Below are 14,896 nucleotides of genomic sequence, written 5' to 3'. Positions count from 1 at the left end.
AATTAACAATTAAATTTTCCCTATAGTATAAAATTTGGTCTTTCTTCTTGAGTTTTAGTTAATATTGTTTCTAATTCTGGCCATTTTTTTTGTTCAATATTATCAATTATTATGGTTAAATTTTCCTGATATTCTTTTAAACAACTCAATATTTTTTCTCGGTTATATTGTGCCATCATTAACCCTAATTCTACGTTTCCTCCTCCTACTCGACTTGTATCTCTAAATCCCGAACTTGCTAATTTTTTTGCTAGTTTTACTACTTCTTCATTATCATTATTAACGCAACTATTAATCAAATTTGCACTTATCATCACTGGTAAATGCGAAATCCATGCTACTGCTTGATCATGTATCTCTGGTGTGGTTTTATATACTTGACAACCTAGCGATCGCCATATTGTAGTTACTTTATCGATAGCATCCCTAGAAGTTTGGGGTAGAGGTGTAATTACGCAAGAAGCATGATCAAATAAATGAGATTCTGCCGCCTCAATTCCCTGATTTGCCGTACCTGCCATGGGATGACTACCGACAAAATTTTGCCATAATTGTGTAGCATGGTCAACAATCTCTCCTTTTACCGAGCCTACATCCGTAATAATTGTTTCCCTAGATAAATATTTAATTATCTTCTCTATACTAGGTAAAATCTGTGCTATAGGGGTACAAATGAAAATTAGATCTGTTTGCCCCAAAATTTTAAAATCAGTACTAGCATCCTTGACTATCTTTTTTTCTATGGCAAGATTACAAGTTTTTAATTGACGAGAAACTCCCATAACATCATAACCTTGATTCGTTAAATCTAAACCTAATGAGCCACCAATTAAACCTAAACCAACAATACCTATTTTCATCATTAATTATCACTAAATTATCATTTTATTTTTTCATAACTTTTAATTCCCAAATATTAATTTTTTTAGCAATCCTCTCTTTTTTATCTAAAATCATGTTAGAAATAGTCAATTCTTTATTAAATAAATATACTTTTTAAAATGACAGAAGAATCAAGTTTTCACTTTCCTGAGTCTCACTTAAATATCTTACATCTTATTAGTGCGATCGCATGGGCTGATGGTGATTTAAGTCAGGAAGAAACTGACGTATTAATGGAATTATTTAAAGCAGATTTACCCATAGATCCACAACCCATAACTTATATTGACGAAAATATGGCACTATATGATAGTATGTCGGCTAATTCTGTTATTTATGAACAAGTACAAGAAAGAATACAAGCTGAATTAGCATTTAAAAATATTCTTGATAGTTACAGAAACAATCCAAGTTCTTTAGAAGATTTAGTAATTCTCATAGAATCTCTTGAGGATCGTTCTTTAGCGGTAAAATTAGCTTATATGGTAATTAAAGCAAGTCCAGATAAAAATGGTAACTTAATTTGTCCCCAAGAAAAAGCTATTTATCGTAAACTTATTCAATTATTAAACATTGACGGTAATTTAGTTCAAAAAATAGAATGGGAAGCAGATAAAGAATTAGAAAAATTCCAACATCCTTTTAAAGCATTTATGGAAAATGTTAAGAATATTTTGTTTAAAAAAATTGAGATTTAATCAAATAAAGGGAATGATTATATTCCCCAAAATAGACAAATTAAAATCTATAAATTGTTAATTATTTATCCATTAAGAGCGTAAATAACGGGAAAAATTATAGTTAGTATCTTGTACTCTAGCAATACGATTACTAGCGAAATCTCTGATAAAATCATGAGCGGGATAAGCCACAGTTATTAAGACAGAAATAATAGTGATTTTTTTAATTAATTTATTCATAATGGTTGAGTAATTCATGGATATAAGTGATTATTAATGTTTATCAGCATTACTCCTTCGCTATCCATCCCTGAAAAATTTTCCTTTATCAGTTTTGGTTAATGCTATGGTTAAGATCATAACATATCGCAATAAGTAATCAGCTATAAGTTTTAACAATATAGTAAGTTTAGAGACTTATTTTTTATCTTGAATTAGCATATTAATTGATTTTTAATAACTTCAAAATATTGTTGAAAAAAGTACTAATTGTTTTTGTATAAAGTCTTAATTAAATAAATCTTTCTACCATATCTGCTGCTGATTGACTAATTTCTTCTGCTAAGTTAAATAACTCTCTTCCTGTATGTAAATAATAATCATCATAGGTTAAAGTAAATCTTTCTAACTCTTCAATTCCATCGCTAATATGATTTAATCCATAGTAAAGATTAGCCGCAATACCACTATATAAACTAGGATTAGGTTGAGAAGTTAAAATGTTTTTTGCCATCTCAAAACCACGACGACAATTTTCTAAATAATTAGTAAAAATAGACATTAATTCATCATCAAAAACATCGGCGGATAAATCTTCTATCTCTTTTTCTAAAGATAAAATAATAGAATCAATCAAAGTATTAATCGGAAAATAAACGTCTTTTAACCAATGAAATTGTAAGTGTTCTTTTTTTCTTCGATTTTCTCTATCTTGTCGATAATATTGTGATGCGTGATAACTTTTATTTTGTCTATTCTCTATTAAATTATCATTTTTTTGTTTGATTTGTTGATCATAAATATAACGCTTTTTTGGATCATTAAGTACCTCATAAGCGGCATTTAATTTAATAATTTGCTCATGATTTGCATTTTTATGTTGACTATCTGGGTGAAATTGCTTTGCTAAATTTCGATAAGCCTGTTTAATTTGCGCCCCTGAAGAGTCAATTTTTATTTGTAAAATTTCGTAATAATTCATCCCTTAATCTGTCAAATCTTGAAATAAAGGTGTACTTAAGTAACGCTCTCCGAAACTAGGTTGAATCATAACAATTAGTTTACCCTCATTTTCGGATCTTTGAGCTAATTTTATCGCCCCAGCTAAAGCCGCACCAGTAGAAATTCCAGATAAAATACCTTCTTCTCGTGCTAATCTTTTACCATAAATGATAGCTTGTGTATCAGAGATAGTGATGATTTCATCAATTAAATCTAAGCGTAATACGTCAGGAATAAAACCAGCTCCAATACCTTGTATTTTATGCGCACCCGGTTTACCACCTGATAATACAGGGCTATTTTCAGGCTCAATAGCGATGGTTTTGACAGTGGATTTTTTTGATTTAAGTAACTCAGTAATCCCCGTAATTGTACCACCAGTGCCGACACCAGCTACAAGAAAATCAATTTTACCGTCGGTATCTTGCCAAATTTCTTCCCCTGTGGTTTGATAGTGAATTTGAGGATTCGCAGGATTTTGAAACTGTTGTAGCATATAAGCATGGGGAATACTATCAACAATTTCTTGCGCCCTTTGAATACAACCGCGCATACCTTCGCTACCATTGGTTAATTCTAATTTTGCCCCATAAGCGCGTAACATTGCCCGTCTTTCTTGACTCATGGTTTCAGGCATTGTCAAAATTAACTGATAACCCTTTGCGGCGGCTGTCATAGCTAAAGCAATTCCCGTATTACCCGAAGTCGGTTCGACTAAAATAGTTTTTTCTGGGTGAATTAAACCCGCTTTTTCTGCTACTTCTATCATATTAACCCCAATGCGATCTTTCACGGACGCTGAAGGATTCATGCCCTCTAATTTAATAATAATGGATGCTACACAACCTTCTGTTTGAGGAATACGGTTAAGTTTAACTAAAGGAGTTTTGCCAACTAATTCCGTGATATTATTTGCAATTTTCATATTGTTGTTGTCAAAATTAATTAATCTATATATTATGTATTTTACTTAGTCTTTGATCACAATGAAAAATTATAATTATTTATTTTAAAATGAAATTATTGACTAACTTTAGTGTATTATTTTAAGTAAATTTTAAAAAATTATCCATGAATTTAACAACACAAACTTCAAATTCTTCTCAACAAAATACTGCCTTAAAAGATATTGAAGAATTAACTATTTCTTTAGTGATTCAAAACTTTAATCCGACTCTCTTAAGTTATGATTTTTTGAATATGAGTGGTATTGTGCCTAAAGAATGGGAATTAGCCTCACAACCTATTATGAATCAAAAAGGCTCACAAGTCAGTTTTAAAAATGGGCTTAACATCATAGCACAACCAAATACTATTAGTTTTATTGAAGGTTTAGGTGCAAAAGAACTTAAAGAACTTCAATTTGCAAACATTGCTCAAAAATATGTTGAAAAAATGTCTAATGCACAATATCAAGCTATAAATGTTATTTCTAAAATTATTATCCCATTTTCTGAGGATAAAGAAGGAGGCAAAAATTTTATTAATGATACATTACTTCGTAGTGGAGTTTGGCGCAATTTTGGTAATATTACCCCTCAAGCATCTGTAAACTTACTATACCAATTAGATGAATGTCAGTTAGGTGTAAATATAAACCCAGCACAACTTCAACAAGAAAAAAATATTATTTCTGCGGTTTTATTTGCAGGTAATTTTAACTATAATTTGACAACATTAAGTGACGAAGTCAAAATCACTAAATTAACAGAAAAAATTAATAATTGGGAAAAAGATTTAACAACTTTTAGAGAATTAATTTATCAAAAATTTTTACAAAAAGCCATAATAGAAAAAGCAAGTTTATTTGATACTCTTTAAAATTAATTGTAGGGTGGGCATTGCCCACAAAAACTACTAATAATAAATTCAAAAAAATCAAGAATAAAGTTTAGCAATATCTCCTAAACTTCTAGCGATAATTCCCTCACCTTTAGCCGTCATTTCCCAGTCATCATCAACACGAGTTAATTCTGCCATAATCATTCCTGTTTTGCCTTGATAACCATTTTTAGAAAGAGTATAACGGACAATTTCTTGATTATTAGTAATATTTACTAAACGTACAAAAGCATTTCCAACCTGTCCAAAATCTTGCTTTCTTTCTATCGCATTATAAATATTTACCACAAAAACTAGCTTACTAATATTACTAGGAATTAAGGGTAAATTTACATTGATTTCCTCATCATCACCACTGCCTGAGCCCGTTAAATTATCACCTAAATGATTAATAGCAGAAGAATGATGACGTAAATTACCGAAATAAACTATCTCACTATTCGACTTAAGTTTACCTCTCGAATCTAAACATAAAACTGAAGCATCTAAATCAAAATCTGCTTGAAATAAACCTCCTAATAAACCGCTTTTTTTTGCCACATCCCAACCTAAACCGCACATTAATTGTTGTAGTTTTGGTGCTTCTTTTTTAAGAGAAATTTTTTGCCCTTTTTGTAAGTTAATAGCCATGATATTTAGTTGATATTAAAGGTTAAATTGTTGCTTATTATTTATTATTGATAACGATTTAGTAACGACTCCAAGCCACCTTGATAACCAGCACCAACGGCATTCATGCGCCATTCACCATCTTTACGATAGATTTCAGCCATAATTAAAGCCGTTTCAATGGAAAAATTTTCTTCTAAGTCATAACGTAAAATTTCTTCTTTGGTTTCTACATTAACTAACCTTACAAAAGCATTTCTTACCTGCCCAAAATTATGCCCTCTTTTTTCCGCTTCATGGATAGTGACAGTTATAACTATCTTACTAATATCTGCTGGAACTTTTCGTAAATCCGCAATAATTCCTTCGTCATCTCCTTCCCCTTCACCCGTGAGATTATCTCCCATGTGTTTAATGGATTTTTCAGGATCTGGACTGGTAAGATTGTTATAAAAAATAAAATGCTTTTCTGAAATTAGTTTTTCATTGGAGTTTAAAAGGAATATAGAAGCATCCAAGTCAAAACTTCCACCAGTATCTGTTACATTGGTATCCCAACCTAAACCAATAAATGCCGCCGTTAATCCGGGTGCGACTTTATCTAACGAAACTCTTTGCCCTTTGCTTAAAGATATTGCCATAATTAATTAATAGTTGATATTTAATTTATATTTCCTAATCGACATCTCCAAAAAAGAAATTTAAAATCAATTCTTATTTAGAAATTATCAATTATTGTTGTCATTGCCTGTTAGCTAACTTCTGAAAGAAGTCTAATGGTTTATTGATAACGATTAACCAAAGCCTGTAAACCACCTTGATAACCAGCGCCAACAGCATTCATACGCCACTCACCATCTTTACGGTAAATTTCAGCCATAATCAAAGCCGTTTCAATGGAAAAATTTTCTTCTAAGTCATAGCGTAAAACTTCTTCTTTGGTTTCCACATCTACCAATCTAACAAAAGCATTTCTTACTTGCCCGAAATTTTGCCCTCTTTTATCCGCTTCATGAATAGTTACGGTTACAACAATACGAGCAACATCCGCAGGTACTTTTCTTAAATCAACAATAACAACTTCGTCATCGCCATCCCCTTCTCCCGTTAAGTTATCACCCATGTGTTTAACGGATTTTTCGGCATCTGGACTGGTAAGATTATTATAAAAGATGAAATGCTCGTCAGATATTAGTTTTTCTTTAGCATTTAACAAGAATACTGACGCATCCAAATCAAAGTCATGACCTGTATCAGTTACATTCGTATCCCAACCTAAACCAATAAAAGCCGCATTTAATCCGGGTGCGATTTTGTCTAAGGAGACTCTTTGCCCTTTTTGTAATGAAATTGCCATAATTTTTTTTACACTAGAATTTGCTTCTATTTATATATCAGTCTCGTTTTTCTATTTTATGCAATATTCACAAAAAATTTTTGTCAATAATATGTATTTTATAGTGATGTTTTGAATAATTCTAAAACTTTTTCCCATGCGTCTTGTGCTGATTCTTGATGATAACTTGCCCTAGCGTCGCAAAAAAAGCCATGATCTGCATTAGAATAACGGAAGATTTGATGAGAAATGTTATCTTTTTGTAATTGAGTCTCAATTTGTGCAACTTGTTCAAGGGGGATACTAGGATCTTTTTCGCCGTAGAAACAATATATTTTGCCTTTTATATCTTTTGTTTTATCAATAGTAGCAAAATTTTCATTTGGACACCAGTTAGCAATTCCTGCACCATAAAACGAGGCTGTAGCTTTAATATCTGGTAAGGTTGCTGTTAAATAAACTACAAGTCCACCGAAACAAAAACCAATACTACCAACCCCAGTTTTTTTGACTTGAGGTAATTGATACAAATAATCTACGGTAGCTTGAATGTCGCTCAATAATTCTTCAGCTTTTGTATTGTCTTTATATTTTTTACCAATCTCGATAGCTTCAGGGGTATAACCTGCGGTAAAATTAGGCGCTTGACGTTGATAAATAGCAGGTGCGATGGCAATATAACCTTCTTTAGCAATTCTACAGGTAACATCTTTAATATGATCATTTACGCCGAAAATTTCTTGAATAACAATAACTGCAGGTAAAATTTCCTTAGTATCTGGTTGTGCTAAAAAACCTTGAATTTGTAAATCTTTATTTGGAATAATAACGTTAGAAGTAATAATATTCATAAATATTTAATAGGAGTTAGGAGTTAGGAGTTAGGAGTTAGGAGTTAGGAGTTAGGAGTTAGGATAATAAACTTAGGTTAAAGTTAAATAATTTTTATTATCAATTACAAATGTTTATCTTAGGTTATATTATCTAAATAAATACAATTAATTTTTACTAATAGAAACAGCTTCAGTTAAAAATATACTTGCTTTTTCAGCAACATTATCACGAACTTTCATCGAATATAATTTGATTAAATTATCCGCAATAAAAGAATCTCTGACAATTAATTTATCTCCCGAATTAAAATTAGTTTCATAAAAAACCTCTTTTATTCCAGCGGAAATAATCAACTTTAAACAAGAAATACAAGGCTCAAGAGTAACATAAATAGTTGCCCCATCGGTAGCAATACCGTGTCTGGCAGCTTGGGCGATAGCATTGGCTTCCGCATGAACCGCACGAGATGGTAAAATTTTACTAGCATCACAACTACTTAAACCCTCATAACAGAAACCTTGGGCGGTGCAATGAATTGAGCCTGATGGAGAGGCATTGTAACCCGTTGCTAATACTTGACGATTTTTGACAATAACTGCACCAACGGGAAAAGCTAGACAAGTTGAGCGTGTAGCGGCTAACTTTGCCATTAACATAAAGTATTCATCCCATGTCGGTCGATGTGCTTCTCTATCTTCCATTAATAATTCCTAATTTTTAGTGCTTCATTCCTAATTGTTCTAAGGCTAAATCAATATTATCACGAACGGATCGTGCAGAATTATGAAGGATTTTTCTTTCTTCATCGGTGAGATTAATTTCGACAATTTGCTCAACCCCTCCACATCCTAAACGACAAGGCACACCTAAATAAATATCTTTTAAGCCATATTCTCCTTGAAGATAAACAGCAGCTGGTAATAACCGAGATTGATTTAATAATACTGACTCAATCATGTGAAATGCGGAAGAGGCAGGGGCGTAATAAGCACTACCAGTTTTTAACAGTTTAACAATTTCTGCACCCCCATCTCTGGTGCGTTGTACTAATCTTTCGATAGTTTCTGTATCCATTAATTCGGTGATGGGAATACCACTTATCGTACAATAACGAGGTAATGGTAGCATTAAATCACCATGACCACCTAATACCATACTTTGAACATCATTAAAAGATACTCCTAATTCCATAGCTATAAAAGCCTGTAAACGAGTAGAATCTAAAACTCCAGCCATACCTACTACTTTATTAGCGGGTAAATTAGTCGTTTTCCACACTAAATAAGTCATGACATCCAGAGGATTTGTTATTACTAAATAAAGTGCGTTAGGGGAATAAACAAGGCATTTTTGAGCGGCTTCGGTAACGATTTTTGCGTTTATTTTTAATAAGTCATTCCTCGTCATACCCGGTTTACGGGCAATTCCTGCGGTGATAACTACTACATCAGAATTTACCGTATCTTTATAGTCGTTTGTGCCGACAATACTACGATGGTGAAACTCTAAACCTGTTGCTTGGGTTAAATCAAGGGCAATACCTTGGGGTAAACCTTCCACAATATCTAATAAACAAGCGTCAGCAAGATTACTTTCAATGACTTTTTGGGCTAAAGTTTTACCAACGTTACCTGCACCGATAATGGATACTTTGGGAAATTTATTACAGAGGGGAAAAGTTTGAGATTGAGTCATAAATTAGTCAACTAATTCGAGATGGTCTAGTTTTAACCATACACTAGGAGTAGGGGTATAAAATTTTACCAAAGCATAATCTTCATTAAAATCTAAAATTTCTCCTTTACTTTCAAAAAGATAAGAAGGAAAACGATTGTCACTGGCTTTGGCTTCTAAGCTATTTTCTAACTTTTCTCGAATTGCCTTTACAAATGCACCTTTTTTTACTTTAATTGCCATAATCTTTATTTTCAAACTATTTGTGATGATTCTGCACTTATTTTGCCATAATTTGATAACCAAGAATCAATATTTAATTAAAATCTCCCTTTTTTAGCAATCTTATTTAAGTCGTAAGAAAATAATCAGTTAATTTCCCCAAAATTCGGGGTTAAGGAGGGAAAATTTTCATTAATAATTTAGGAATTTTATCGTCAATTCTTGAGTTAAATTAGTTAGAAAGATCTCAATGTAAGTCACGCTATACTAAAAGATTAGGTTTAACTATAATAATTTTTATCTGCACAAACTATGAATGAAAAAAAACGTCTTTATAATATTACTACCTTTGGCTGTCAGATGAATAAAGCAGATTCTGAGCGCATGGGAGGTATATTAGAAAATATGGGTTTTGAATTTACCGAAGATCCTAATAATGCTAATCTGATTGTTTATAATACTTGCACTATTCGAGATAATGCCGAGCAAAAAATTTATTCTTATTTAGGCAGACAAGCACAACGTAAACATCAAGAAACAGATTTTACTTTAGTTGTATCTGGATGTGTTGCGCAACAAGAAGGAGAAAATCTATTAAGACGTATTCCTGAGTTAGACTTGGTTATGGGACCGCAACACGTTAATAGACTAGATAGCTTACTAGAGCAAGTTTTTGCTGGTAATCAAATTGTAGCGACTGAACCTATCCACATTTACGAAGATATTACGAAACCTCGCCGTGAAAGTAAAGTTTCTGCTTGGGTAAATATTATTTATGGTTGCAATGAAAGATGCACTTATTGCGTAGTGCCAAATGTTAGAGGTGTAGAACAATCTAGGACTCCTGAATCTATTAAAGCAGAAATTGAGGAAGTTGCTCGTCAAGGTTATAAAGAAGTTACTTTGTTAGGACAAAATATTGATGCTTATGGACGTGATTTAGAAGGTACTACAGAAACAGGCAGAAATTTATATACTTTTACTGATTTATTATATTATATTCACGATGTAGAAGGTATTGAGCGTATTCGTTTTGCCACTTCTCACCCTCGTTATTTCACTGAGCGCTTAATCAAAGCTTGTCATGAATTACCCAAAGTGTGCGAACATTTCCATATCCCTTTTCAGTCTGGAGATAATGATATTCTCAAAGCCATGAAACGAGGTTACACCCATGAGCGTTATCGTCATATTATCTCACTCATTCGTCATTATATGCCTGATGCTTCTGTTACTGGTGATGCTATTGTCGGTTTTCCGGGGGAAACTGAAGCACAATTTCAAAATACTTTATCCTTAGTTAATGATATTGGTTTTGATCAATTAAATACAGCCGCTTATTCTCCTCGCCCAAATACTCCTGCTGCTTTATGGGATAATCAAATTAGTGAACAAGAAAAAAGCGATCGCTTACAACGATTAAATCATTTAGTATCTATTAAGGCAGCAGAAAAATCTCAACGATACTTAAATCGTGTGGAAAGAGTATTAGTAGAAGATGTTAACCCTAAAGATACCAGTCAAGTTATGGGTAGAGTTGAAGGTAATCGCTTAACCTTTTTTAAGGGTGATATAACAAGTTTAAAAGGTAAAATCTTACCAGTAAAAATAACACAAGTTCGTTCCTTTAGTTTAACTGGTGAGAGAGTATTTTAAATAAATATAAAAGACACAAGACAATTCTGGAGAAGTCTAAAGTACAGTTAAAATTGTGATTAAGGATAGTTTGCAAATTATTTCTTAACCACAAATACGTAACATAATATTATCATGACTCAAATATTAGAAGTTAACTTAATTGACGTTTTAAATAAACTCGATGCTAAGATTGATAGGTTAGATCAAAAAATAGATCATATTCAAAATGATTTAACCACCGTAAAAATTGATGTTGAAAAACTGAAAACTCAGAATGAACAAATAGTTAAACGTTTAGACTCTACAGATAAGCGTTTTGATAATATTGAAAGTCGCTTAAATACCATAACCATAGGTTTTTTAAGTATTGTTGGTGTTTTGGTTACAGGCTTATTAGGAATTATCGGAAAATTAGCGTTTTTTCCTAATCCATAAACTCAATCACAACAAGAATAATCTTTAGTTAATCAAAACAATAGTAATTCAAAAAAATTGAAACATTAATTTAAGGAGTGAATTTTGATGATTATTCTCCATTTAGTTTTAGAAAATAATTTTTTTTCTGTGACTGATTTTTGCTAAATTTTTAAGAATAATGTGGGCATTTTCCACCTAAATAATTGTTAATTGTTTAATATGACCAAAATTATCGCCCATTTAGGGCCTAAAGGTACTTATTCAGAAGTTGCTACTCTTTTTTATGCTCAACATTTACAACAAAAAATGGGTATTAAGTCTGAATTATTGCCCATTCCTAGCATTTCTCAAACTTTACGCACTTTAGTTGATGGTAAAGCTGATATAGCGGTTGTACCTGTGGAAAATTCCATAGAGGGTACAGTAGCCATGACTCTTGACACTCTTTGGGAACTCAAGGGACTACATATTCAACAAGCCATAACTATTCCTATTGTCCATAATTTATTATCCAAAGCTACGACTATCTCTGATATTCAAACCATTTACTCTCATCCTCAAGCCTTAGCACAATGTCAAAAATGGTTAGAAAATAATTTACCCCAAGCTATTTTAATCCCTAGTAATTCTACCACTGAAGCCTTACATCATCTTAATAATGAACCTTCTGTTGGTGCGATCGCATCTTCAAGGGCAGCACATTTGTATGATTTACCGATCAAAAAAGAGAATATTAATGATTATCCTGATAATTGTACCCGTTTTTGGATAGTCCGTCGAGAACCTCATGAGGATGGAAATAATATTTCTTTAGGATTTGCTTTTCAAGCTAACACCCCCGGAGTTTTGGTAAAACCGCTACAAATTTTTGCTGATAAACAGATAAACTTAACTAAGATAGAATCAAGACCAACAAAAAGATCTTTAGGAGAATATTTGTTTTTTGTGGACTTAGCAGGAGATACCTCTGGAGAGACTATTCAATCAGCTTTACAAGAATTAGCTAAAGTGACAAAAGTTTTAAAAGTATTAGGCAATTATGACATTATCAAGATTGATCATCAAGAAATAAGCCAATTTTAAATCAATTATTCTTACTATCTCCTAGCTTATTTTCGAGACAAATTAGAGCTAAAAACTAACAAATTAAACCATAACTTAGGGTTAGACTGGGGTAGCCATGAGTTTTGTTTTTCTAACCAATGACTAAACCATTGACTAAATAATAAATTTTTGAAAGCATCCACAGTAAAAGCATTATAAGCCACTAACCAGCGCAATATATCTTTACTTCCTGCCATTTGCCATATCCATAATAATAAAGATGGATTTTTGGTGGCGGCTTTTAAGGCTAAACGGTTGAATGTAAGCCAATCTGTTTTGTCTTTAATAAAAGTATCTGCTGTTTTTGGTTCGTCGGCAAGTAAGCCAAAGAAAGTATTTAACATGGAATTTACCCGTTGTGGTGGTAAAGTTTTATGGGTGGGAATCATCATTCCTTTTGAGAATAACCATGTTACTGCAATATTGCTTTGATAGGCTTGAATTTGATTTAAAGATTCGCCATCTAAGAGGTTATATTTTAAAGCATAGTCTAATAAACTGGTTAATTTGCCTAAATTTCGCACTAATGAACCAAATCCAGTAAAAATTAAGGGTGATTGTAAAGAAGCCGCATCCCCAATGGCTAATACTCTATCTGTTGCTATTTTACTGTCTCCTTTTTTGATGGTAAACTTACCCGGTATATAACCAAAAGTTGGCTTTTTCCATGTTAATTTTTCCATGTCACAACGACGATATTCAGGTAAAATAGTAAAAAAATCTTCATACATTTCCAATAATGAACCCGGATTATCAGGGTGTACTTGATGATAATGGAATAGATAAATTGTAACTTCATTACCTTCGGCAGGAAATAACTCCCAAATCAATTGTCTTCCTCTGGATATATCTCCGTGAGAAAATAAAACATCACCATAATTCCTATCCCACACTTCTGGATTTAAACCTTCTACAACTGCCCCCACCGTAGGGCAAACACTATCAAAGGCTTGATTTTTCGACATTTGCCATGAAAGAGGGGAAGCTGTACCCATAGCATCAATTAATAGTCTAGCGGTGGTTTCTTTTTCGTCTCCTGTGGTTAAATTAGTGGTATTAATAGTCACTAAATCTTTGCCAATAGTTGCACGATTAAATTCTGTTTCTTCCCAAATTTCTGCACCATATTCCTTTAATTTTTCTCCACATAAAGTTAATAATTTAGTGGTATCTATAGCAATATTCAACACTGTTGGTGTGTGTAAAATTTCTGCTTTTAAATTAGGTGGATTATTACTATCAAAAAACTTACTGAAACCGTCTTTATATTCTGCGGCAATAATACAATCAAATTCTTTTTTTGTAAATAAATCTAAATCAATTAAAACTTGAAATTCTTGGCGAGAAATATTCCATTCTCGATTCATTCTTCCAAATTTTAAACGTTCAATTAATAATACATGATAGCCTAGTTTAGCCATTAAAGCTGCATGAATTGCCCCTAATGCACCGCCAATGTAAACTAAATCATAGTCTGCTTTTCCTATGGTTTCATTCTTAAATAAAACTTGTTTAAAAGTAGTTTTAACTTTATTTTTAATGCTTTCTCGCCATTTTTTTTCCCACCAATAAACTCTAGTTAAATCATATTCTCCTTGAGGCATTTTTTGAAAAAATTTAACCGTATTTGGATAATAAGATTCTAGGGCAGAAAATATCGATTGATTAGTTAAATCTATAGTAGGTAATAAGGGATAATTAGGCGGAAATTTTTGATTAATTGCTTTTTCTAATTCTTTTTTTATTTTATTTTCTGTTATTACTTGTTTTTCACCCCAACGGAACATTTTTAAGTACGTAGTTCGTTGCAATGTCCATGTAAAGATTGACAATTCATGATTGTCTGCTAATTCTAAACGAATGCCATCAGCCGTATTTATTTTTTTCCCTTGAGATGGTTGCCAGATATTTTGTAACCAATCACAAATTATTTGAGGATTAGGGTTAGGAATTTCTAAATATAATACTTCGTTTATTTTCATCGGTATAACTCGTCAATTAAAATCTTAATTATCAATTACTATTCATTATCTAATCATAAACTCAGTTCGATCTAAAATTTTCAGTAAGGCTAGGAGTAAAAAGTAAAGTCTTTATGGTGATTTATTAACTCAATTCAAGGAATATGGTATCAAAGAAGTACAGTTTTATGATCCAATTTTAGCGTGGGCGATGGATGCTTTTCGTCTCTCAACGGCGATAACTTTCAACCTAAAGTTTGGTAAAGGGTATGATCAATAAATAATATATCATGAACGTTGAGTTACTCTTCATTTAACTCAAACTATTATAGAGAATTGACATTCTCCCGTCACCAAATCAAAGATTATGGTGAGGGATTCTAACTTCAACCACCTAACTTATCAATCAAGTTTTCACTCAATTGACAGAGGTTAATGTGTCCGTTAGCGTTTACCAGTTCAAGACTGGAAGTTAG

17 protein-coding genes are annotated in these 14,896 nt (G+C 32.2%); 5 read left to right on the top strand and 12 right to left on the bottom strand.

What is annotated here, in order from left to right; translation table 11 throughout:
* Positions 1 to 20: 20 nt before the first annotated feature.
* Positions 21 to 860: a prephenate/arogenate dehydrogenase gene (locus ACEW8E_RS13105; protein ID WP_373480823.1), complete on the bottom strand. Its 840-nt coding sequence runs from the start codon at positions 858 to 860 to the stop codon at positions 21 to 23.
* Between the two features lie 141 nt (positions 861 to 1,001).
* Between ACEW8E_RS13105 and ACEW8E_RS13100 the strand changes: the two genes are divergently transcribed.
* Entirely contained in the window at positions 1,002 to 1,580 is a 579-nt protein-coding gene (locus tag ACEW8E_RS13100) for a TerB family tellurite resistance protein (protein ID WP_373480799.1), read from the top strand.
* A 72-nt stretch (positions 1,581 to 1,652) separates the two neighbouring features.
* Here the strand turns inward: ACEW8E_RS13100 and ACEW8E_RS13095 are convergent, their stop codons facing one another.
* The 3 genes from ACEW8E_RS13095 to cysK all read right to left on the bottom strand — a co-directional run bounded on the left by ACEW8E_RS13095 (position 1,653) and on the right by cysK (position 3,708).
* On the bottom strand, positions 1,653 to 1,820 hold the full coding sequence (locus ACEW8E_RS13095; protein ID WP_373480798.1) for a hypothetical protein: 168 nt from the start codon (positions 1,818 to 1,820) through the stop codon (positions 1,653 to 1,655).
* A gap of 253 nt (positions 1,821 to 2,073) precedes the next feature.
* On the bottom strand, positions 2,074 to 2,763 hold the full coding sequence (locus ACEW8E_RS13090; protein ID WP_373480797.1) for a J domain-containing protein: 690 nt from the start codon (positions 2,761 to 2,763) through the stop codon (positions 2,074 to 2,076).
* Positions 2,764 to 2,766: 3 nt separating this feature from the next.
* On the bottom strand, positions 2,767 to 3,708 hold the full coding sequence (gene cysK, locus ACEW8E_RS13085) for a cysteine synthase A (protein WP_373480796.1): 942 nt from the start codon (positions 3,706 to 3,708) through the stop codon (positions 2,767 to 2,769).
* 146 nt (positions 3,709 to 3,854) lie between these two features.
* Between cysK and ACEW8E_RS13080 the strand changes: the two genes are divergently transcribed.
* Positions 3,855 to 4,604 carry a hypothetical protein gene (locus tag ACEW8E_RS13080; RefSeq protein WP_373480795.1) on the top strand — a complete coding sequence of 250 codons (750 nt, stop codon included), beginning with the start codon at positions 3,855 to 3,857 and terminating at the stop codon, positions 4,602 to 4,604.
* Between the two features lie 57 nt (positions 4,605 to 4,661).
* Here the strand turns inward: ACEW8E_RS13080 and ACEW8E_RS13075 are convergent, their stop codons facing one another.
* The 7 genes from ACEW8E_RS13075 to ACEW8E_RS13045 all read right to left on the bottom strand — a co-directional run bounded on the left by ACEW8E_RS13075 (position 4,662) and on the right by ACEW8E_RS13045 (position 9,321).
* Positions 4,662 to 5,255 carry a TerD family protein gene (locus ACEW8E_RS13075; protein ID WP_373480794.1) on the bottom strand — a complete coding sequence of 198 codons (594 nt, stop codon included), beginning with the start codon at positions 5,253 to 5,255 and terminating at the stop codon, positions 4,662 to 4,664.
* Between the two features lie 44 nt (positions 5,256 to 5,299).
* Positions 5,300 to 5,875 (bottom strand): TerD family protein, encoded by a 576-nt coding sequence (locus ACEW8E_RS13070; protein ID WP_373480793.1) that lies wholly within the window; start codon positions 5,873 to 5,875, stop codon positions 5,300 to 5,302.
* Between the two features lie 140 nt (positions 5,876 to 6,015).
* Positions 6,016 to 6,591, bottom strand: coding sequence for a TerD family protein (locus ACEW8E_RS13065; RefSeq protein WP_373480792.1), 576 nt, complete (start codon positions 6,589 to 6,591; stop codon positions 6,016 to 6,018).
* A 98-nt stretch (positions 6,592 to 6,689) separates the two neighbouring features.
* On the bottom strand, positions 6,690 to 7,421 hold the full coding sequence (locus ACEW8E_RS13060) for a dienelactone hydrolase family protein (protein WP_373480791.1): 732 nt from the start codon (positions 7,419 to 7,421) through the stop codon (positions 6,690 to 6,692).
* A gap of 147 nt (positions 7,422 to 7,568) precedes the next feature.
* A complete protein-coding gene (locus ACEW8E_RS13055; RefSeq protein ID WP_373480790.1) occupies positions 7,569 to 8,105 on the bottom strand; it encodes a cytidine/deoxycytidylate deaminase family protein in 537 nt (178 codons plus the stop codon).
* 16 nt (positions 8,106 to 8,121) lie between these two features.
* Positions 8,122 to 9,099: a malate dehydrogenase gene (gene mdh, locus ACEW8E_RS13050; RefSeq protein WP_373480789.1), complete on the bottom strand. Its 978-nt coding sequence runs from the start codon at positions 9,097 to 9,099 to the stop codon at positions 8,122 to 8,124.
* 3 nt (positions 9,100 to 9,102) lie between these two features.
* Complete coding sequence (locus ACEW8E_RS13045; RefSeq protein WP_373480788.1) at positions 9,103 to 9,321, bottom strand: NAD(P)H-quinone oxidoreductase subunit O; 219 nt, start codon at positions 9,319 to 9,321, stop codon at positions 9,103 to 9,105.
* A gap of 291 nt (positions 9,322 to 9,612) precedes the next feature.
* On the opposite strand from ACEW8E_RS13045, the gene miaB reads away from it, so the two are divergent.
* The 3 genes from miaB to pheA all read left to right on the top strand — a co-directional run bounded on the left by miaB (position 9,613) and on the right by pheA (position 12,438).
* A complete protein-coding gene (miaB, locus tag ACEW8E_RS13040; protein ID WP_373480787.1) occupies positions 9,613 to 10,956 on the top strand; it encodes a tRNA (N6-isopentenyl adenosine(37)-C2)-methylthiotransferase MiaB in 1,344 nt (447 codons plus the stop codon).
* A gap of 114 nt (positions 10,957 to 11,070) precedes the next feature.
* On the top strand, positions 11,071 to 11,373 hold the full coding sequence (locus tag ACEW8E_RS13035) for a hypothetical protein (protein WP_373480786.1): 303 nt from the start codon (positions 11,071 to 11,073) through the stop codon (positions 11,371 to 11,373).
* Between the two features lie 201 nt (positions 11,374 to 11,574).
* A complete protein-coding gene (gene pheA / locus ACEW8E_RS13030) occupies positions 11,575 to 12,438 on the top strand; it encodes a prephenate dehydratase (RefSeq protein ID WP_373480785.1) in 864 nt (287 codons plus the stop codon).
* A gap of 26 nt (positions 12,439 to 12,464) precedes the next feature.
* Here pheA and ACEW8E_RS13025 read toward each other — a convergent pair whose 3' ends face one another.
* Complete coding sequence (locus ACEW8E_RS13025; RefSeq protein WP_373480822.1) at positions 12,465 to 14,435, bottom strand: NAD(P)/FAD-dependent oxidoreductase; 1,971 nt, start codon at positions 14,433 to 14,435, stop codon at positions 12,465 to 12,467.
* Positions 14,436 to 14,896 lie beyond the last annotated feature (461 nt).

It is taken from the genome of Geminocystis sp. (genome assembly GCF_041753295.1).
Taxonomy (GTDB): Bacteria; Cyanobacteriota; Cyanobacteriia; order Cyanobacteriales; family Cyanobacteriaceae; genus Geminocystis.
This window is presented reverse-complemented; position numbering and strand designations above follow the sequence as displayed.